The organism is Neotamlana sedimentorum, assembly GCF_000943565.1.
Taxonomy (GTDB): domain Bacteria; phylum Bacteroidota; class Bacteroidia; order Flavobacteriales; family Flavobacteriaceae; genus Neotamlana; species Neotamlana sedimentorum.
Genome location: NZ_JTDW01000001.1, coordinates 329,803 through 351,544 on the forward strand (window position 1 = coordinate 329,803; position 21,742 = coordinate 351,544).

The 21,742-nt window shown below is 33.4% G+C and carries 18 protein-coding genes; 10 read left to right on the forward strand and 8 right to left on the reverse strand.

Annotation, left to right across the window (positions count from 1 at the left end):
* Positions 1 to 116: 116 nt before the first annotated feature.
* From PW52_RS01505 to miaB, 8 genes are all read right to left on the reverse strand, one after another.
* Entirely contained in the window at positions 117 to 1,919 is a 1,803-nt protein-coding gene (locus PW52_RS01505; protein WP_044631146.1) for a tetratricopeptide repeat protein, read from the reverse strand.
* Between the two features lie 108 nt (positions 1,920 to 2,027).
* A complete protein-coding gene (gene groL / locus PW52_RS01510) occupies positions 2,028 to 3,659 on the reverse strand; it encodes a chaperonin GroEL (protein WP_044631147.1) in 1,632 nt (543 codons plus the stop codon).
* A gap of 102 nt (positions 3,660 to 3,761) precedes the next feature.
* Entirely contained in the window at positions 3,762 to 4,037 is a 276-nt protein-coding gene (locus PW52_RS01515; RefSeq protein WP_044631148.1) for a co-chaperone GroES, read from the reverse strand.
* 161 nt (positions 4,038 to 4,198) lie between these two features.
* Entirely contained in the window at positions 4,199 to 4,549 is a 351-nt protein-coding gene (gene secG / locus PW52_RS01520) for a preprotein translocase subunit SecG (protein ID WP_044631149.1), read from the reverse strand.
* 6 nt (positions 4,550 to 4,555) lie between these two features.
* A complete protein-coding gene (locus PW52_RS01525; protein WP_044631150.1) occupies positions 4,556 to 5,518 on the reverse strand; it encodes a hypothetical protein in 963 nt (320 codons plus the stop codon).
* Positions 5,519 to 5,566: 48 nt separating this feature from the next.
* Entirely contained in the window at positions 5,567 to 6,076 is a 510-nt protein-coding gene (gene lptE, locus PW52_RS01530; protein ID WP_044631151.1) for an LPS assembly lipoprotein LptE, read from the reverse strand.
* A gap of 17 nt (positions 6,077 to 6,093) precedes the next feature.
* Positions 6,094 to 7,365, reverse strand: coding sequence for a sigma-54 interaction domain-containing protein (locus PW52_RS01535; protein WP_044631152.1), 1,272 nt, complete (start codon positions 7,363 to 7,365; stop codon positions 6,094 to 6,096).
* A 59-nt stretch (positions 7,366 to 7,424) separates the two neighbouring features.
* Positions 7,425 to 8,873: a tRNA (N6-isopentenyl adenosine(37)-C2)-methylthiotransferase MiaB gene (gene miaB, locus PW52_RS01540; protein WP_044631153.1), complete on the reverse strand. Its 1,449-nt coding sequence runs from the start codon at positions 8,871 to 8,873 to the stop codon at positions 7,425 to 7,427.
* Positions 8,874 to 9,118: 245 nt separating this feature from the next.
* On the opposite strand from miaB, the gene PW52_RS01545 reads away from it, so the two are divergent.
* From PW52_RS01545 to PW52_RS01590, 10 genes are all read left to right on the forward strand, one after another.
* A complete protein-coding gene (locus tag PW52_RS01545; protein ID WP_044631154.1) occupies positions 9,119 to 9,568 on the forward strand; it encodes a hypothetical protein in 450 nt (149 codons plus the stop codon).
* A 74-nt stretch (positions 9,569 to 9,642) separates the two neighbouring features.
* Positions 9,643 to 10,869, forward strand: coding sequence for an LVIVD repeat-containing protein (locus PW52_RS01550; protein ID WP_044631155.1), 1,227 nt, complete (start codon positions 9,643 to 9,645; stop codon positions 10,867 to 10,869).
* A gap of 109 nt (positions 10,870 to 10,978) precedes the next feature.
* Positions 10,979 to 11,758: a hypothetical protein gene (locus tag PW52_RS01555; protein ID WP_044631156.1), complete on the forward strand. Its 780-nt coding sequence runs from the start codon at positions 10,979 to 10,981 to the stop codon at positions 11,756 to 11,758.
* Between the two features lie 142 nt (positions 11,759 to 11,900).
* Positions 11,901 to 14,384 carry a type I DNA topoisomerase gene (gene topA / locus PW52_RS01560; RefSeq protein ID WP_044631157.1) on the forward strand — a complete coding sequence of 828 codons (2,484 nt, stop codon included), beginning with the start codon at positions 11,901 to 11,903 and terminating at the stop codon, positions 14,382 to 14,384.
* A 134-nt stretch (positions 14,385 to 14,518) separates the two neighbouring features.
* The gene (locus tag PW52_RS01565) at positions 14,519 to 15,685 is read left to right on the forward strand and encodes a formimidoylglutamase (protein ID WP_044631158.1); all 1,167 of its coding nucleotides are present in this window, start codon (positions 14,519 to 14,521) and stop codon (positions 15,683 to 15,685) included.
* A 161-nt stretch (positions 15,686 to 15,846) separates the two neighbouring features.
* On the forward strand, positions 15,847 to 17,196 hold the full coding sequence (gene porK, locus PW52_RS01570; protein WP_044631288.1) for a T9SS ring complex lipoprotein PorK/GldK: 1,350 nt from the start codon (positions 15,847 to 15,849) through the stop codon (positions 17,194 to 17,196).
* A gap of 95 nt (positions 17,197 to 17,291) precedes the next feature.
* A complete protein-coding gene (gene porL / locus PW52_RS01575; protein WP_044631159.1) occupies positions 17,292 to 17,927 on the forward strand; it encodes a type IX secretion system motor protein PorL/GldL in 636 nt (211 codons plus the stop codon).
* A 64-nt stretch (positions 17,928 to 17,991) separates the two neighbouring features.
* Positions 17,992 to 19,566, forward strand: a complete 1,575-nt coding sequence (gene porM / locus PW52_RS01580; protein ID WP_044631160.1) for a type IX secretion system motor protein PorM/GldM — start codon at positions 17,992 to 17,994, stop codon at positions 19,564 to 19,566.
* 45 nt (positions 19,567 to 19,611) lie between these two features.
* Positions 19,612 to 20,547, forward strand: a complete 936-nt coding sequence (gene porN / locus PW52_RS01585) for a type IX secretion system ring subunit PorN/GldN (protein WP_044631161.1) — start codon at positions 19,612 to 19,614, stop codon at positions 20,545 to 20,547.
* A 99-nt stretch (positions 20,548 to 20,646) separates the two neighbouring features.
* Positions 20,647 to 21,699 carry an NAD(P)/FAD-dependent oxidoreductase gene (locus PW52_RS01590; RefSeq protein ID WP_044631162.1) on the forward strand — a complete coding sequence of 351 codons (1,053 nt, stop codon included), beginning with the start codon at positions 20,647 to 20,649 and terminating at the stop codon, positions 21,697 to 21,699.
* The last annotated feature ends 43 nt before the right edge of the window (positions 21,700 to 21,742 follow it).

Consider the following 21,742-nt stretch of genomic DNA (forward strand, 5'->3'; position numbering starts at 1 on the left):
CTAATTTAACATAAGAGTGCTACATGTTGCTTTGTGAGGCTCAACTTTATTTACTTGAGCTATTTTAGTTAGTAAATATTTTCATCGATTTTAAAAAAAAGAAGGGTTTATATATTTTAATTATTTTCCCAATGGGTTATTATTTTATCTGCTGTTGATTGCAGTTGTTGCGCCCAAAATATGGTTTTTATGTAAGGCGCAATATGATTTATGGCTTTGTTTACGTATTGCAATGATTTTTCTTTATTTGGAATATTTTTTAAGTAAAAAATAGAAAAATTAATTAAAGTTTCGGCATAATCTAAATCAAAGTGTTTTGGGTTCTCCTTAGCAAGTTTTCTTAAGATATCTAAAGCTTCGCGGTAATTTTTTTCGGCGTTTTGGAAATCCTTGTTGTCGCTTTGCAGGATTGCCAGATTGTTCAATGTCATGGCCACGTCAGCCAAAAATGCATTTGGGTTCTCCACGGCGAGTTTTCTTCTTAGTGAGAGACATTTATTGTAATAAAAAATGGCATTTGAGATTTTTCTGTGAATACCTAAAAAGTATGCAAATTCGAATAAATTATTTGCTGTTTCTTCTAAATTGATAGCTTCTTGGTAATATTTATACGCTAAATTAAACCAGTTTTCTTTTTTTTCTATAACTGTGGTTTGAGCTTTTACCAAAAACTTTTGTGAGAGCTCATGCTTTTCTGTGTTTATAGATTCAAGTTCTTTATATAATTTATCTTCGTTAAGCAGCTCATTTACTTCATGGTATTTACCTTGTTTAAATAATGCTTTAATTGTGCTTAATTCATTGTTGTTTATTAATTCTTCACTGTTTAATAGTTTAGCGAGGTTTAAAACATCGCTTACAAAAATCTCCAGTTCCTTTTCGGTATCAATTCTTTGTTTATTTACCTCTAAACGGTTTTGCTCAGCATTGTTAAGTAGGCGTTTTTTTCTTTCAAGGTTGTTGCTGTTTGCTTCTTTAACTTCTAGTTTATAATCCTCTATTTCAATTCTTAGGTTTTCTTCGTCGAGGTATAGTGCCTCAAGTTTAGTTTTTATTTTGTTGTAGTTTGAGCTAGCTTTTAAACCTTCTGTGTTAAACGGGATGTTTTTTTTACCGCCTGTTTTTTGTTTTAATGCTTCAACCAAGTCGTCAACTTTTTTGTCTATTTGGTTTACTTTCTCGTTAGTATTTTCTACAATTGAAATAATAGTTTCAACCTTCACCAAAATTGGCTTGTAAGCTGCTTCAATGGCTTCAAGATGGCTTACTACATCATCAATTTTTATATTTATATCATTACTTTGTTGTGTTAAAATTGATAAGTAGTCTGTTTGTATAACTGCTCTAATTCTTTCGTTGCTTTTAAAATCTTCAGTAGCAAAAGCACACATTAATTCATACCAATCGTAGTGTTTGTTTCCTTCATTCCATCCATTCATGATTTTGTTTTTAAGCTCCAGAGGAACTCGTAATTTCATCAATCTCAACTCTTCAAAAAGCATTTCTTTTAATGATAGCTTAATTGTTGGTAATTGCTCATCAACTGAATTACCCTTTGGATTTAGTAGTTGTTCAAACTTACTGTCTAACTCGGTTTTTGGAAAACGAATGTTTGGTTTTTTAAGTTTTGAAAGCTCTTTTTTTAAATAGGATTTTATTTCTTTTAAATCAGTATCATTTTTTACTTCATCAGTAGTAACATGAGTAGCACATAAATAGGCTTTCCTTACTGCTTTTTGGATGTCATGGTTTGCGGGTTCTTCAACATTATTTTTTATTTTGTTAAAAAGATGTTTTGTGCCTTTACAAAGAAGTTCATCTGATCTGCTCCCGATAAAACTAGAGACGATTGCATTCACAACCGCAGAAGTTTGTAATTGACTTAAAATTGCAGAAGAAATTATTGTAATTGGTTCCAAATGATGATGTTTTTATTTTATGAAATAAATCTAAGTAATTGAAAAATAAAAAAACGTCTCAAAATAAATTGAGACGTTTTTAAATAATTTATCTATGGCGATTCGCCATTACATCATACCTGGCATACCGCCGCCGCCCATAGGAGGCATAGCTGGAGCATCTTCTTTAATATCGATTAAAGCACACTCGGTAGTTAAAATCATTCCAGAAACAGAAGCAGCATTTTCTAAAGCAATACGAGTTACTTTTTTAGGATCTATAATTCCCGCTTTAAGCATATCTACATATTCTTCAGATTTAGCATCGTAACCAAAATCTTTTTTACCTTCAAGTACTTTGTTAATTACAACAGAACCTTCGCCACCAGCATTTTCTACGATAGTGCGTAAAGGAGCTTCAATAGCTTTATTTACAATTTGTACGCCAGTGGTTTCATCTAAATTAGCAGTTTCAAGATTTGCTAATACAGCTTTAGCTCTAACCAAAGCAACACCACCACCAGCAACAATACCTTCTTCAACAGCAGCACGAGTTGCGTGTAAAGCATCATCAACACGGTCTTTTTTCTCTTTCATTTCAACTTCACTAGCAGCACCAACATAAAGTACAGCAACACCACCAGCTAATTTAGCTAAACGCTCTTGTAGTTTTTCTTTATCGTAATCGCTAGTTGTGCTTTCAATTTGCGATTTAATTTGGTTAACACGAGCTTTAATAGCTTCGGCATCACCAGAACCGTTTACAATAGTCGTGTTGTCTTTATCGATAGTTACGGTTTCAGCAGTTCCTAGCATGCTTAAATCTGCATTTTCTAAAGTAAATCCTCTTTCTTCAGAAATTACAGTTCCACCAGTTAAAATAGCGATATCTTCAAGCATAGCTTTACGTCTGTCGCCAAAACCAGGAGCTTTTACAGCAGCAATTTTTAAACCACCACGTAATTTGTTTACTACTAAAGTTGCTAAGGCTTGTCCGTCAACATCTTCAGCAATAATTAATAAAGGACGACCAGATTGTGCAACTGGCTCTAAAATTGGAAGAATTTCTTGTAAGTTAGAAATCTTTTTATCGAATAATAAAATGTACGGATTTTCTAAATCGGCAATCATTTTATCAGAATCTGTTACAAAGTAAGGCGATAAATAACCTCTATCGAACTGCATACCTTCAACAACATCTACATAAGTATCTAAACCTTTAGCTTCTTCAACAGTAATCACACCTTCTTTACCAACTTTGGTGAAAGCTTGAGCGATTAATTCGCCAATGGTATCGTCGTTGTTTGCAGAAATGGCAGCAACTTGTTTTATTTTTTCTGACGAATTACCAACCTCTTGTGCTTGATTAGCTAGGTCGGCAGTAATAGCCTCAACAGCTTTGTCGATACCACGTTTTAAATCCATTGGGTTGGCACCAGAAGCTACGTTTTTTAAACCTTCTTTTACAATGGCTTGAGCTAAAACGGTAGCAGTTGTAGTGCCATCACCAGCTAAATCGTTGGTTTTGCTAGCAACTTCTTTTACCATTTGCGCACCCATGTTTTCGTGTGCATCTTCTAATTCTATTTCTTTAGCAACCGATACACCATCTTTAGTAATGTGTGGTGCTCCAAAGCTTTTAGAAATAATAACATTACGTCCTTTTGGACCTAAAGTTACTTTTACAGCATTCGCTAATGCATCAACGCCGCGTTTTAATCCGTCGCGTGCTTCTATATCAAATTTTATGTCTTTTGCCATTTTTATAAATTTTTGTTTCAGTTCCTAAAAAAGGAAACATGTATAATTAAATTTAGTTTTGTTAATAAGCTTTCCGCTTTCGCGGAAATAGAAAAGTTACAGTTAAACTATTGCTAAAATGTCGCTTTCACGCATAATTAAATAATCGGTACCTTCAAGCTTCAGCTCTGTTCCTGCATATTTGCCATACAAAACAGTATCGCCAACTTTTACGGTTATAGGCTCGTCTTTGGTGCCAGGTCCGGCAGCAACAACGGTGCCTTTTTGTGGTTTTTCTTTAGCGTTATCTGGAATAATAATTCCAGAAGCCGTTTTAGTTTCAGCTGCAGCTGGTTCTATAAGAACACGGTCTGCTAATGGTTTAATGTTTAATGACATTGTGATATATTTTTAATTTTAAAATTAATGTTTACGAAATACGTTTAAGCTAAAAATGTGCCATTGCGAGGTAACTGACAAACTTTCAGCCTGCCGAAACTGGTGCAAACAAAAAATGCCAACTGGAAAAGTTGGCATTTTTTAATGTGTTGTATTTAATTTTATTCTTCAGTTTCGCTTGCAGCATCATTGGTTGCTGTTGGAGCTGCTGGTGTAGGAAGTGGTTGCTCGATAGTTTCGTCGGCTTCTAAAGCTTTCGATTCTAAACTGTCAGAACTTCTGTTTACCGCTACATTCGATAATAAAATTAATGCTAAAAGTATGGTTGCTAATGTCCAAGTACTTTTGTCTAAAAAGTCGGTTGTTTTTTTAACGCCTCCTAATTGTTGGGTGCCACCGCCACCAAATGATGATGATAAACCGCCACCTTTAGGGTTTTGTACCATAATTACAACTATTAGTAAAAATGCTACTACTATTATTAAGGCTAAAAATATTGTAAACGTACTCATTATGTTTTATTTATTTTGATCTCTTAATTGTTCTACTGCTTTAATTTGGTCTGCAAAGAAACCACTTTTTTCTGGATATTTCAAACTTAAAATTTTATAAGATTGAATCGCCTTTTTATAATTTTTTTGTTCTACATAAATTCGAGCCAAAGTCTCTGTCATTAAGGCTTCGGGCTGTATCATTTGCTCTTTGGCTAAATTGCCTTTTGGTGCAGAGTCTTTTACCGGACTTATTTTAGGGCTTTGTTGAATAAATTTATCTATTAGCTCAAACTTTTTTTGTTTTTCTAAGTCTTCGTCTGGTTCGTTTTTAACAGGTTCTGGGGCGGTTTGCTTTATTGGAGTTGGTTGTATAGTTGGGTTTTCGCGTTCTATGGGTTTAAAATGCGATATTTTTAACCACTCGTTAAACGAATGTTTTTCGGCTTTGTTAAATTGAAAAGGTTTCCCCAGGTTTAATAAGGTTTCCGGCGATATTTTCACATCGGTATTGAGTGTTAAAACAGGTGCTTCAATTGCTTTTTTTTTATCAGAAGGGGTTTCTGAAGCTTTAGTTTCGTTTTTAGGTTGAAATAAATTCGGGTCTAAAGCGCCATCGGTTTCTTCAATTTGCTTATGTAAATTATCATCTATTAACGTGCTTTTATTAACCGAAATATCTTCAATATCTACATTTATATCTTTTAAATGAATGGTGTTTTGGTTGATAAATTCGGAAATTTGATTTTGAATAAATTCTTCTGAAGTAATATAATCAAAAAGGACACTCCTGTCTGTAGTAAAAGCAGCTGTAGTTTTTAGCTCTTGATTATATTTAAAACTATTTTGATCTTTTAAACCCTTTAAATAAACTGCGCGTGCTGGCTGAAAATATGGAAACTCTGCGATAATTGATTTTACGGCATCAGATTTTTCGGAAGTTAAAGCTTCCGTGTGTTGCAGTATATATGTAAAATCACTTTTATTCATTGGATGTGCCAAATTTATTCAATTTTTTTTATTGTTGTATTATATGGTTTACCATTTGGCTAAGGTAGCATTAATAATATCCTGTGTTAAACGGTCAAAAATTTCTTCGTGTGCTGTAGTTTTTAAAGTTCCTGTAAGTTGTGCTGTACCATCGTAATCATAAAAAAATGAAAATGTTTGCTCAACGTCATCTTCTGCATTGTTTGTGTTTATAAAGCGAACACGTACAGAAATTGTTAATCTGTTTTGAGCGGCTGTGTTTGAAGATGTTGATGTAGTTGGTGAAATGCGGTAATCTGTAATTTCACCTTCAAAAATTAAATCACCATTATTAGTTACCAAACTGTAGTTGGTTTGGTCTTGAACATAATCTTCCAAGGCTAGTTTAAAGTCTCTTGTTAAACCAGGTTCAACTAAAAGCGCTGTGTTTTCAAAGCTATTTACTTGAAATGAATCGGCATCAATAGACGTAGGTTGTGTTAGTCCATATTGAATTTTGCAACTGTAAATTGTACTTATTGTTAGACAAACTAGAATAATATATTTTAAATGTTTCATGTATTTAAAACTCAAAATTATAAATCGTATTGTTTAATTTTTCTGTATAGAGTGCGTTCGCTTATACCTAACTCGGCAGCAGCCAATTTACGTTTACCATTGTGGCGCTCTAAAGACTTTTTTATAAGTTCTAGTTCTTTGTCTTGTAAAGATAAAGTTTCTTCTTCTTCAATTTCTTCAGCAAAATGATATTTATCGGTTATAGATTCGTTTTCTATTACCGGTGGTGTGGTGTGTTCTGGAATGCTTAAAAAATCACTTTCATCATCATGTTCTTCAAAAGCAATATCATCATTGGTTGGGTTGCCGTAAATTTTTTGAATTAAGCTTTCGTTGTTTTTTTCGACATCTTTAGTGTTACCATTTTTCATGAGTTCCATGGTAAGTTTTTTAAGATCATTGAGATCGCTTTTCATGTCGAAAAGCACCTTGTAAAGTATTTCACGCTCGCTACTAAAGTCGCTTTCTGCTTTTGTTTGTTTTATAACTGCGGGTAAATTATTTCCAGTTGTTGGTAAATAGTTGCGCAGAGTTTCGGCAGAAACGGTTCGGTTTTGTTCTAATACAGAAAGTTGTTCGGCAATGTTTCGTAATTGGCGAATGTTTCCGCTCCAGCGATATTTTACAAGTAGTTGCACAGCGTTTTCAGATAGTTTAACCGTTGGCATTTTATACTTTAATGCAAAGTCGCTGGCAAATTTTCTGAATAATAAATGGATGTCTTCTTGTCGCTCGCGCAATGGCGGAAGATTAATATCTACAGTACTTAAACGATAAAATAAGTCTTCTCGAAATTTTTCTTTTTGTATAGCTTCAAACATGTTTACGTTTGTAGCCGCAACAATACGCACGTTAGTTTTTTGTACTTTACTAGAGCCTACTTTTAAAAACTCGCCATTTTCTAAAACACGAAGTAAACGTACTTGCGTTGTTAGAGGTAATTCTCCAACTTCATCTAAAAAAATGGTTCCGCCATCGGCTTCTTCAAAATAACCGCTACGTGTTTGAGTTGCTCCTGTAAATGCGCCTTTTTCGTGACCAAAAAGTTCGCTATCTATTGTGCCTTCTGGTATAGCGCCACAGTTAACTGCTATGTATTTGTTGTGTTTGCGGTGCGATAATTGGTGTATTATTTTAGGAATACTTTCTTTACCAACACCGCTTTCGCCGGTTACTAAAACCGATATGTCTGTTGGTGCAACTTGTATAGCTTTTTCTATAGCACGGTTTAGTGCTGGCGTATTACCAATTATACCAAAACGTTGTTTTATTGCTTGAACAGATTCCATTTTTTCTATATTCAAAAGTCGAGATTTAAAGACATCAAGACTTCAAATTTTATTTAATATTAATTGTTTTCTGAATAGCCCACAGCTTCTCCAATTAAGGTAGCACTTGTACAGCTATTAATTTTTACGTTTACAAAATCGCCTTCTTTATAATGTTCTTTAGGGAAAACAGCTACTAAGTTTTCTGATGTTCTTCCAGACCATTCTGCATCCGATTTTTTTGATGATTTTTCAATTAAAACTTCTACCACTTTACCAACATTGCTTTTCATAACTTCTTCGCTTAAATCGCGTTGAAGCTGTACAATTTCGGCTAATCGACGTTTTTTTATTGCTTCTGGAATGTCGTCTTCTAGTTTTCTTTCGGCTAAAGTTCCTGGGCGTTCAGAATAAGCAAACATGTAACCGTAACTATATTTTACGTATCGCATAAGCGAAAGTGTATCTTGATGATCTTCTTCTGTTTCGGTTGGGAAACCAGAAATCATATCTTGGCTAATACCACAATCTGGAATAAGTTTGCGAATATTATTAATAATATCAAAGTATTCTTCGCGTGTGTGCAAGCGGTTCATGGCTTTTAAAATACGGTTGCTTCCACTTTGTACAGGTAAGTGAATGTAATTGCAAATGTTTTTATGCTTTGCCATGGTTTCAATAACATCAATAGTAAAATCTTGGGGGTTAGATGTTGAGAAACGAAAACGCATTTTAGGTTGTGCTATGGCACACATATCTAATAATTTGGCAAAATTAACTGCAGTAGCTTTTTGTATATCGCTGGCTTTATCAAAGTCTTTTTTAAGTCCGCCACCATACCATAAATAGCTATCTACATTTTGGCCAAGAAGTGTAACTTCCTTATAACCTTTATTGGCTAAATCGTTAATTTCTTCAATAATACTTTGTGGGTCTCTACTGCGTTCGCGACCACGAGTAAATGGCACAACACAAAATGTACACATATTATCGCAACCACGTGTAATAGATACAAAAGCAGTTATACCATTGCTATTTAATCGAACAGGAGAAATATCGCCATAGGTTTCTTCTTTAGATAAGATGACGTTAATAGCATCTCTACCTTCATCAACTTCGGCTAAAAGGTTGGGTAAATCTTTATAAGCATCGGGGCCAACAACTAAATCTACAATTTTTTCTTCTTCAAGAAATTTACTTTTAAGGCGTTCGGCCATACAACCTAAAACCCCAACTTTCATTTTAGGGTTATGGTTGTTTTTTATTGTGTTATATTTTTCTAAACGCTTACGTACGGTTTGTTCGGCTTTATCGCGAATAGAGCAGGTGTTTACTAAAACTAAATCGGCTTCTTCAATAGTTTGCGTGGTGTTAAAACCTTGTTCAGATAGTATTGAAGCAACAATTTCACTGTCGCTAAAATTCATGGCGCAACCATAACTCTCTATAAAAAGCTTGCGTTTATTGCCTTCTTTTTGTTCTAGAATTAAAGATTCACCTTGTTTATTTTCGTCTATTGTCTTTTCCATAATTATTTGAAATATTTCATTTCAACAAGCATGCAAAGATATAATTTATTTATGGTTTGGTGACAAATTGGCAGTTAATTTTTGTGTTTATAATTTCTGAAAATATTGCAAGTCATCGCGCAACCTTTTTAGAGTTTTTTTATCTATTAAGTAAATACGTATTTAATACATGTTTGGAAAAACGGATTTGTTTAAGCTTAAAACCGCTAGTTTTATTCACTTGCTTATCAGAAAATTAAATCAAAATGAAGAATAATTTTAAAATAACACTTTGGACAATTGTAGTTTTGTCGAGTTTAACAAATATGACCTGTGATGATGCTATGAATGATGATGATTCTGAGAATTGCGATAAAACCGCTGTGCTTGACGCAGAAATGTATGCGAATTTAGAAACCGATTTTTTTACCATGTCCAATGTTAAAATTACAGATGATTGCCTAAGTTTTAGTTTTAGCGCATCTGGATGTAGTGGCGATTCTTGGGAGTTTAATTTGGTTGATTCTGAAGCTGTTGCAGAATCGTCGCCAGAACAACGTTATTTAAAAATACAATTAATAAATAATGAAGCTTGTCTTGCTGTTTTTACAAAACAAATAAGTTTTAATTTAAAACCATTGCAAATTAATAACACCCAAAACGAATTAATTTTAAATATAGAAGGCTTAGATAATGCCTTAACTTATAAATACTAACTCTTTTAAAAATAAAGGAATAACTACATGACTTTTTTCTTTTTTGTATCTTTAAAATAAAAACCAATTACACTATGAAAACTAAATTTATATGTTTAATTCTCACGCTTTGTTTTGCATTTTCATGCGATAAAAAAGACGATTTTGAAATAGTGCAAGTCGCTACACCATTGGTAATGAGTAAGGCCGATTTTAGGAACTCGGTCGAAGTTTCTGCTCCGCAAACCATACAAGAAGTTGGGAAAATTTATGCTTATAAAGATTTCATTTTTATTGGCGATGTTGAAGGTATTCATGTTATTGATAATACAAATCCAGAAACACCAACTACAATAAAGTTTATAAAAATTCCTGGAAACGAAGATATTTCGGTAAAGGACGATTACTTATACGCCGATAGTGCTACAGATTTGTTGGTTTTTGATATTTCTAATATTAATGATGAAGTTAAGTTAGTTGAAAGGTTAGAAGATGTGTTTAGTGTTTACGATTACCAAATGCCAATTGAAGCCGATGAAGCCGATTATAGTAAACTTAATTGGGAAGACGATATTATTGTAGGTTGGACTGTGACAGCAGAACGAAGAAAAAAACGTGACGACGAGCGATTTATAGATTTTGTTTCCGATGTTGCAGTTATTGAATCTTCAACAGGAACTGGAGGTTCTTTGGCGCGTTTTCAAATCGTAAATAATTATTTGTATACCGTTGGGTCGTACGAAATGTCAATTTTTAATATTTCGAATTTATCACAACCCGTTTTAGCAAATACACATTATGCCGGTTGGAATATTGAAACCATGTTCGAAGCCGACGATTATTTGTTTTTAGGCAGCACAAATGGTATGTATATTTATAATTTAAATAATCCGGCATCGCCAGAATATGTTTCAGAATTTACCCATTGGGAAGGTTGCGATCCTGTAGTTGTAGATGGCGATTATGCTTATTTAACATTGCGTGGTGGTAATGCTTGTGGGCAACTAGAAAGTGTTTTAGAAGTTATTGATGTAAGCGACAAAGCAAACCCAACTTTGGCAGCGCGTTATGCTTTAGAGAATCCTTACGGTTTAGGAATTAAAGGAAATACACTTTTTGTTTGCGATGGTACCGCTGGACTAAAAATATTCAATAAAGAAAATCCGTTAGATTTAAATATGATAAAAGGTTATAACGATATTCAATCGAAAGATGTTATTCCTTTGCAAAACTCCTTGTTAATGATTGGAGGAAATGTTTTATACCAATTCGAGTATCTAGAAAACGACATAAAACCAATAAGTACCTACAGTTTAAATTAATTGTATAACTAATTGAATATTAAAGCTCTGCTGTTAGGTGGGGCTTTTTGTTTGTAATATTTATAAAAAAACGATTACATTTAAAAAATAAAACCTTCAATTAATATTCATGAATACCGTAAATAATATTTCAAAACGCATAGAAGAAGCTAGATTGCTCGATTTTGGCGATATTTTTAATAAATCAATAGAGCTTTTTAAAAAAACTTGGGTGCAAGGGTTGTTGCTTCAGTTGTTTTCGTTAATTGTTATGCTGCCAATAATTCTTATGTTTTATGTGCCATTTATTGGGATGATAATGGAACAGCAACGAAGTGGTTATACCGATCCGGAAGCTATGGATAATTTTTTTGGAAGCATGTCTGTGTTGTATATTGTAGTTGTAGGATTTGGCGTTATTGTTTTAGGTGTTATTACAACGGCATTAAATACTGCGTTTTATCGAATTATGAAAAAGATAGATTATGGCGAATCTGTTATTACTCAAGATTTTTTCTACTTCGTAAAAGGAAAATATCTAGCCAAAATATTTACCTTAATGCTAATTGCTATACTTATATTGATACCATCGGCGTTAATGTGTTATTTGCCTTTGTTTTATTTTGCGGTGCCTGTAATGTTTGTTTTTACCATTTTCGCTTTTAATGAAGATTTATCGGTTGGGGAAATACTTTCGTTAGCTTTTAAATTAGGAAATAAAAAGTGGGGGATAACATTAGGTTTGTTAATTGTCTCTTATATAGGTATAACCTTAGCAACTTTTATCACCTGTGGTATTGGCGGTATTTTTGTTCAATCGTTTTTATTTCATCCTATATATTTAATTTATAAGGAAGTAATTGGTTTTGATGAAACTAGTGCAATTGATGAAATAGGAACAATTTCATAATAAATAATTTACTTAAAAAATTAACAGCCTGTGTTTAAGATGTTAAATACAGGCTATTTTAGTTTAAATTATCTAATGAAAGACTATAAAATTAGGATGTTAAATTTTTTTTAGTATAAATTTGTAGCTCAAAACACGAAGTATGGCGAAGAATTTAGTGATAGTTGAGTCACCTGCAAAAGCAAAAACCATTGAAAAATTTCTTGGTAAAGATTTTAAAGTAGAATCTAGTTTTGGGCATATTGCCGATTTACCAAGCAAAGAATTAGGGGTCGATGTTGAAGGTGATTTTAAACCCAAATACGAAGTATCTAAGGATAAAAAAGCGGTTGTAAAAAAACTTAAAGACTTAGCTAAAAAAGCCGAAATGGTTTGGTTAGCAAGTGATGAGGATCGCGAGGGTGAAGCTATTGCATGGCATTTGGCCGAAACATTAAAGCTCGATAAAGATAGAACTAAGCGTATTGTGTTTCACGAAATTACTAAATCCGCCATTTTAAAAGCTATCGAAAACCCAAGAGGTATAGATTACGATTTGGTTGATGCGCAACAAGCACGTCGTGTGTTAGATAGAATTGTAGGTTACGAGCTTTCGCCGGTATTATGGAGAAAAGTAAAAGGCGGTTTGTCTGCAGGTCGTGTACAATCGGTTTCAGTGCGATTAATTGTCGAGAAGGAACGCGAAATTGCAGATTTTAAACCTGTAGCATCATATAGAATTGATGCTGAATTTTCAAATGAAGACGGGCAAACATTTAAAGCAAAGCTTCCTAAGAATTTTAAAACTAAAAAAGAGGCTTTAGCGTTTTTAGAAAAAAATGCTGCTGCAAACTTTAAAGTAGCCGATTTAACAAAAAAACCAGCAAAAAAATCACCTGCAGCACCATTTACAACATCAACTTTACAGCAGGAGGCATCACGTAAATTATATTTTTCGGTAAGTAAAACCATGACGATGGCACAACGCCTATACGAAGCGGGTTTAATTACTTACATGAGAACCGATAGTGTAAACTTATCCGAGGAGGCAAGAAAAGGAGCTGAGAATGAAATTAAAAAGGCCTATGGTAACGAATATAGCAATCCTAGAAATTATGTAGGCAAAGCTAAAGGAGCGCAAGAAGCTCACGAAGCTATTCGTCCAACAAACTTTGCAACGCATAGTGTAAATATAGATAGAGATCAAGCAAGGCTTTACGATTTAATATGGAAACGTGCCATAGCATCGCAAATGAGTGAAGCTAATTTAGAGCGTACCAATGTAAAAATTGAAGCCGATACACATAAAGAAATATTTACTGCAAACGGCGAGGTTATTACTTTCGATGGTTTCTTAAAAGTATATTTAGAAGGAACAGATGATGAAGATACCGAGCAAGATGGTATGTTGCCAGCAATGAAGGTTAACGAAACCTTATTGAATAGCTACATTACAGCAACCGAACGTTATACGCGACCGCCAGCACGATATACTGAAGCTTCTTTAGTTAAAAAGTTAGAAGAATTAGGTATTGGTCGTCCGTCTACATACGCGCCAACAATATCAACTATTCAAAATAGAAATTATATTGAAAAAGGTACTGTTGATGGTGTAGAGCGTGAATATTCGCAATTAACACTTCAAGAAGGAAATGTAAAAGATGTAACCTTAACCGAAAAAGTAGGTTCAGATAAAGGTAAATTAGTGCCAACCGATATTGGGATGATTGTAACCGATTTCCTGGTTAATCATTTCGATGCTATTCTCGATTATAATTTTACAGCGAAAGTTGAAGAAGATTTTGATGATATTGCTGAAGGAAAAGAAGATTGGCAAAAAATGATGAAATCGTTTTATAAAGATTTTCATCCAGTTGTTGAAGATGTAAAAGAAAATGCCGATAGAGAATCTGGTGAGCGTATTCTTGGAACCGACCCAACAACAGGAAAGCAAGTAAGTGTCCGTTTAGGAAAATTTGGCCCTATGGTGCAAATAGGAACAGTTGATGATGAGGAAAAACCACAATTTGCAAGCCTAAGTCCAGATCAACAATTAAATACCATAACCTACGAAGAGGCGATGGATTTATTTCAACTTCCTAAAAACTTAGGTGAGTTTGAAGGCGAAACGGTTGAAGTAAATAACGGACGTTTCGGGCCATACGTGAAATTTGGAAAAGCTTATGTGTCGTTGCCTAAAGGAATCGATCCGTTAAGCGTTGAATTAGACGATGCTATTGTTTTAATAAAAGAAAAGCAAAAAGCCGATGCGCCAATTTACCATTATCAAGATTTACCAGTTCAAAAAGGAAAAGGGCGTTTTGGCCCATATATTAAATGGAACAACATGTTTATTAACGTAAACAAAAAATACGATTGGGATAATTTATCCGATGATGATATTGTAACGCTTATCGAAGATAAAATTCAGAAAGAAAAAGATAAGCTTATTCATTCTTGGGAAGATGGAGCTATTCGTGTTGAAAAAGCACGTTGGGGAAGGCATAATGTAATTCATGGAAAAACTAAAGTAGAGTTAGCAAAAACCGTTGATGTAAGCGAAATGACTTTAGAGGAGGCAAAAGCTATTATTGAAGCTAATGCTCCTAAAAAGAAAGCTAAAAAAAGAGCAACAAAAAAGAAGTAATTAGGTTTTTGGTTAAACTATTTTTAGTGAATAGCGTAATTCTTGTAATTTTTTTCAAAAATCTATTCAAAAATCCATTTATTCTTTTAATATTTGTGATAAGCAAAATATAAAAAATAACTGCTTTTACTTTAATGGATTTTAGTTTTTTATCCCCAGTGCCAGATGCTGTTTTAGCTCATAACGAGCTTCTTTCGCAGCAGGCTTTAGGCAAAAAAATTAAAATTCACTCTGCTCAAAACGGTGTTCCAGATCTACAAGGCGTAAAAGTTGCTGTTGTTGGGGTTTTAGATAATCGCAATGATATTAATTATATTGGGGAAACGTTTCAATTAAACGAAATTCGAAAAGCATTTTATAGTTTGTTTCCTGGTAGTTGGCATGTTGTTATTGCCGATTTAGGAGATATTTACAAAGGTGAAACAGTAAACGATACCTATTATGCTCTAAAGGAATTGGTAGTTACTCTTTTAAAAGCCAATATTATACCAGTTATACTAGGAGGTTCGCAAGATTTAACTTATGCTAATTATCGTGCTTACGACAATTTGGTGCCGATGGTTAATATTGTAAATGTTGATTGTAAGTTTAATTTAGGTGATTCGAGTAAGCCTATAAAGAGCAATAGCTTTGTTGGTAAAATAATTTTAGATAAACCCTATAACTTATTTAATTACGCTACGATAGGATATCAAACCTATTTCAATCCTCAAGAAGAAATAGACTTGATGGAGAGTTTGTACTTTGAATACTACCGCCTTGGAGAAATTTCAAACAACATTACATTGGTCGAACCGGTTATGCGAGACGCTAATATTGTATCCGTCGATATGTCTTCTATAAAAAGTTCCGACTTAAGTTTAAAGCAGAAATATTCACCAAATGGATTCGACGGTAAGGAAATTTGTGCTATTACTCGTTATGCAGGGATAAGTAATAAAGTAACTTCGTTTGGGATTTATGAATATAAAGCTTCAAAGGATGACGAAGTGACTTCGATGCTCATAGCGCAAATGATTTGGTACTTTGTTGAAGGTGTTAATTATCGTGTTAATGATGATGATTTTTCAAACGAAAATAATTTCAAAAAATTTATAACATTAACAGAGTCAGAGGAATTAGTGTTTTACAAGAGCAATAAAACAGGTAGATGGTGGATTGAAATTCCTTTTTTGGCAAATGTTAATAATAAATTAAAAAGACACACGTTATTACCATGCATGCATCAAGATTATATCGATGCATGCAATAATAAAGTGCCAGAACGTTGGTATAAGGCAATTCAAAAGAATAGTGTTTAGGTTTTTAAATAGTTTAAATGCTTTTTTAATCGGTAAAATGTAAATTTTATACGATGAAATGTAAATTTTTTAGATAAAAAGTTGTTTTTTAAAAAATATATAAATATGTTTACGCTCTCAAATAAGAAGCTAAAATAATTAACCTCGAGTTTTCTATGGATATGAAGAAGTTTATTTTATTAACCGCAGTAATAGCAATGCTAGCAAGTTGTGGCTCTAACAATAGAGGCGAGCTAGTAGGTGTTAAAGGAAAAAAATGGCATCCGGAAAAGCCATATGGCATGGAACTAATTCCTGGAGGCGCATTTATTATGGGTAAAGCAGACGATGATCTTGCTGGTGTTCATGATGCTCCTTCAAAAACAGTAACTGTAAGAGCCTTTTATATGGACGCTACAGAAATAACAAATAGCGAGTATCGTCAATTTGTTAACTGGGTAAGAGATTCGATTCTTAGATATAGACTGGCCGTACTTGCCGATGAGGTTGGTAAATTACCAGAAGATGGTGGTATTGGGGAGTTTGCATTTAAAGATGCAGATACGGCTAACATGTCGGTTTACGAAAAGTATATGTTCGAAAACTACACTGGTTTAGGGCCAACTGGTTTCGAAGGTAGAAAAATTAATAACGATATAGATTTAATTTTCGATACTTCAGATTATCCAGATGAATATTATGCAGAGGTTATGGATACGATGTATTTGCCTTTAGAAGAATCCTATAACGGACAACGTACTTGGGATGTTAAGAAATTTAAATTTCAATACAGTTATATGGATATTCAAGAAGCTGCAAGAAAACGAGGTATTAAACGTAAAGAAGCAATTAAAAAAGAAGAAATTGAAATTTATCCAGATACTACGGTTTGGATTAGAGATTTTGCATACTCTTATAACGAACCAATGCATAACGATTATTTTTGGCACGACGCTTATGGTGAATATCCTGTAGTTGGTGTAACTTGGATGCAAGCGAAGGCTTTTTGCGAATGGAGAACTATTAACAAAAATTCTTATCAAAAATCAAAAGGTGCTGCTTTTGTAAACTCATTTAGACTACCATCGGAAGCCGAATGGGAATATGCTGCACGTGGTGGCTTGCAAGCGGCAACTTATCCTTGGGGCGGTCCTTACACAAAAAGTGATAGAGGTTGCTTTATGGCAAATTTTAAACCTGTAAGAGGGGATTATGCTGCCGATCAAGCTTTGTATACAGTTGAAGCAAAATCATACGAGCCAAATGATTATAATTTATATAACATGGCAGGTAATGTATCAGAATGGATAAATGCTTCTTATGATGCCTCAGCATACCAGTATACATCAACGATTAACCCGAGTGTAAACGATAAAAATAATAAGCGTAAAATTGTTCGAGGTGGTTCATGGAAAGATGTTGCTTACTTTTTACAAGTTAGCTCTCGAGATTATGAATATCAAGATTCAGCAAGAAGCTATATAGGCTTTAGAACCGTTCAAGATTATATGGGGACAAACGTAACACAGTAACGGTTTATAACAAAAAACTTTTTAATCAATTCAATAATTATTTAACTATTAACCTACTAAGTATTAACCTACTTAAACATTAAAATTCGAAAATTATGGCAAAGTCAAAAGCAAGCAAAAAGTTCATGAATATGGCTTACGGATTGGGAGCAGCAGTTGTAATCCTAGGTGCATTATTCAAAATTACTCACATTGAGTTCGGACCTTTAACAGGGAATGTACTGTTAACTATCGGTTTAGTTTCGGAGGCCATTATCTTTGCCTTATCGGCATTTGAACCGGTTGATGATGAGTTAGATTGGTCTTTAGTTTATCCAGAATTAGCTGGCGGTAAAAAAACTGAAAGCGAAAATAATGATGCTCAAGGTATTTTATCTAAAAAGTTAGACGATTTATTAAAAGAAGCTAAAATTGATGGTGAATTAATTGCTAGTCTTGGAGACAGTATTAAAAATTTTGAAGGAGCAGCTAAAAACATGGGGTCTACTGTAGATTCTGTTGCGGCAACTAAAAAATATGGTGAAGAATTATCATTAGCTGCTGCTCAAATGGAGTCGTTAAATAGTCTTTACAAAGTACAATTAGAAAGCATTAATAAACAAGCTGCAATTAACGAAGAATCTGTTGAAAATGCGGCTAAAGTAAAAGAACAAATGCAATCTTTGGCATCAAACTTATCATCGTTAAACGGTGTTTATGGTGGTATGCTTTCTGCTATGAACAAAAGTTAATTAGGAACGTTAATTTTTTTAATCCCAAATCACTTTATTAATTAACCAAAAAACCTAATTTAAAATGGCAGGAGGAAATTTAACCCCAAGACAGAAAATGATTAACTTGATGTATTTAATCTTCATTGCGATGTTAGCATTAAATATGTCTAAAGAAGTACTTTCAGCTTTCGGATTAATGAACGAAAAGCTAGTAGAATCTAATGAAGCTACCGAGGCCAGAAATGCTAACTTTGTTGCTAGTTTGGAGCAAAAAGCTTCAGAACAACCAGACAAATACCAACCTTTAAAGGCTAAAGCTGATCAGATTGATGAGTTGGCTCATAAATTTGATGGTTATTTAACAGACCTAAAAAGCAAAATGGTTGCCACTGTAGATAATCCAACGGATTACGAAGTAATGGATAAAGGTGATTATTTAGATCAACATTTATTTAAAGGAGATAAACTTACCGAAGAAGGTACAGCATTTTTAAATCATATTAATAACTTTAGAGAAGGAGTTATTGAAGTCTTAAAGTCAGAACCTGGTATGGAATCTGTAATTAAAGATGTTGAAAAGAAATTTAACACCGACCAAGTTACTAATAGAGATAATATTAAAATCGATTGGCTAGATTATCATTATAAAGGTTTTCCACTTGTAGCATCCTTAACTAAGATGACACAATTACAATCTGATATAAAAACTACCGAGAGTGAAGTATTATCTAGTATGTTACAAGGTACTTTAGCTAGTGAGGTTTCTATGACTAACTATACAACTTTAATGGAAACATCGAAATCGGCTTATTTTAATGGAGAGCAGTTTGATGGTCAAATTGTATTAGGTCGTAAAGATGCTTCTACGAAACCGAATAAGGTTGAATTAACTTTAGATGGTAGACCATTAAACGAAAACCAATATGCAATTGAAGATGGTAAAGTAAAATTAAAAATAGGAACTGGAAGTGTTGGAGAACACAAAATTGAAGGTAAACTTATTTTTGGAGAAGGTGGAGAAGAAATAGAAGTTCCTGTAAACTCTTCCTTCGCAACTGTAGCTAAACCTAATGCAGCAACTATTTCAGCTGATAAAATGAATGTGGTTTATCGTGGTGTAAAAAATCCAATGACTATTTCATTCGCTGGTGTTCCAGCTAATAAAGTATCGGTTAATGCACCAGGATTATCCTCGGTTGGTAACGGTAAATATATAATGGATGTAACTAAAGTTAAAGGACGTGAAGTTACTATTAACGTAAACGGTGTTTTACCAGATGGTTCTAAAGTAAATGATAATGCTACGTTTAGAATTAAAAATATTCCAAAACCAACAGGTACATTAATTGGTAAACCTGGAAATACTGGTAGTTTAAAATTACCAAGACGTAATGTTGAAATTGGAGTTGTAGGCGCTTTATTAGAAGATTTTGATTTTGATTTGCCAATTGAAGTAAAATCATTTAGTGTAAAAGTTCCAGGGCAACCAACGGTTACCGTTAGTGGTCAAAAATTTAATGCTGCAGCTAAATCGGCTCTTAAAAAAGCAAAACGAGGAGATGTAGTGCAAATACTTGATATTAAAGCAAGAATTAAGGGGAATTCAACTTATATTTTACCTCCTGTATCATCAGTGGCTGTAGAATTAACCAATTAATTTATATTTAATACCATTTTTTCAGAAATAAAATTTAAAAATAATATGAATTTAAAGAAGATAAATTTTAGCATTTTAGTGACCGTAATAACTGTATCTTCTACCTTTGCGCAGTTTAATTTACTAAATGCTAAATCGCCAGACGAAATTGGTCTTAAAACAGAAGAACAAATTTCTTTAGATAACGACAAGCCTTTAGAATATGGCTATGTTGGAGATCGTGACATATTATTTGGGAAAATGGTATGGGAAAGAGTAGATTTAAATCAAAGAGCAAATTTCCCCTTATTATATCCGGTGGATGAGAATAATATGACACCAGATAGAAAATCTCTATTTACGGTATTAATTGAAGCCATTAAAAATGGAGATATTAAAACTGTTTATGCTGATTCTTACTTTAAAGAAGAACGCTCTATGAATCAAATAGACGATGTTTTACAATTCTCATCTATTACAGCTGAAGGTACCGATTATTTAAATGATAATGGCTATTCTATGGAAGATTATGAAAATGATCCTTCTATTTTGCCAGAAATGTATAAAATAGTTGAAACTATTACAGCTGCAGATATAAAAGAATATATGATTAAAGGGTTTTGGTATTTCGATAAGCGTCAATCTGAAATGAAATACAGAATTTTAGCTATAGCGCCAGCAGCTCCTGAAGCTCGTTTTAAAAACTCGGATGATGAAATTAATAAAAAACCAATTCCTTTATTTTGGGTTTTTTATCCTTCAGCGAGAGAAGTTTTACATAAGGCAAAAGCATTTAATAATGAAAATAGTTCAATGCCTTTCTCTTTCGATCATATTTTAAATGCAAGACGTTTTCATGGATACATTTACAGAGAACAAAATGTTCAAGGTGATCGCGCTATTCACGAATATGTTGCAGAAGATGCTTTAATGCAATTGCTAGAATCTGAAAGAATTAAAGATAAAATTAGAGATTTTGAATTAGATATGTGGACATACTAATTTTAGAATCGATAAATAATAAAAACGCCCGCTTTTAGTGGGCGTTTTTATTTTATAACTATATAAGGTAAAAATTCAATTTCTATATATATTCGCAAGGTGAAACAGGTAGATTATATAATTGTAGGTTCTGGTATTGCAGGAATAAGCTTTTGCGAACAACTTAAGGCAAATAATAAAACTTTTGTGGTTTTTGATGATGCTTCTCAAAAATCGTCGGTAGTTGCTGGCGGATTATATAATCCGGTGGTTTTACGTCGGTTTACTTCGGTTTGGAAAAGTAAAGAACAACTCGATTTGGCTTTGCCAATGTACCAAGCTATTGAAAAACGATTACAGGTAAAGCTCGATTATAAATTACCCGTGTACCGCAAATTTGCATCGACCGAAGAACAAAATAATTGGTTTACAGCTTCCGATAAACCTTTGCTATCTCCATTTTTATCTACAACGTTGGGTAAAAATAATAATGAAGCCATACAAGCTCCTTTTGGTTTTGGTGAAGTGTTGCATTCTGGAAAAGTTGATGTAAAAACCTTAATTAATGCTTATAAAGAAGATTTAGTTAAATCGGATTTATTTTACGAGGAGCGTTTTAATTATGACCATATACATTGTACAGAAAACAATGTAACTTATAAAAACGTTATGGCTAAACATCTTGTTTTTGCCGAAGGTTATGGTTTAAAACAAAATCCCTTTTTTAAGAATTTACCTTTAGTTGGAACAAAAGGAGAACTTATTACAATTGCTGCGCCCGAAATAAATATAGATTTTGTTTTAAAATCCGGAGTGTTTTTAATTCCGTTAGGTGACGATTTATATACGGTTGGTGCCACTTACGAGTGGAAAGACACAACCTATAAGGTAACCGAGAAAGCTAAAACGGAATTAATAGATAAGTTAAAAAAGCTTATTAATTGCGATTTTAAAGTGGTAAATCAAGTTGCAGGAATGCGGCCTACCGTAATTGATAGAAGGCCGTTAGTAGGAACACACCAGAAACATAAAAACTTGCACGTTTTAAATGGTTTAGGAACACGAGGTGTTATGATTGGGCCTTATGCTGCGCAAGAGTTATTTAATTCTATTGAAAATAACATGGCTTTAAACCCAGAGATTAATATTACTAGGTTCTTCGAGCAGAATTAGGGATAGAAACGGCATCCTTTTTTGAAGTATGAGAAAAAGATAT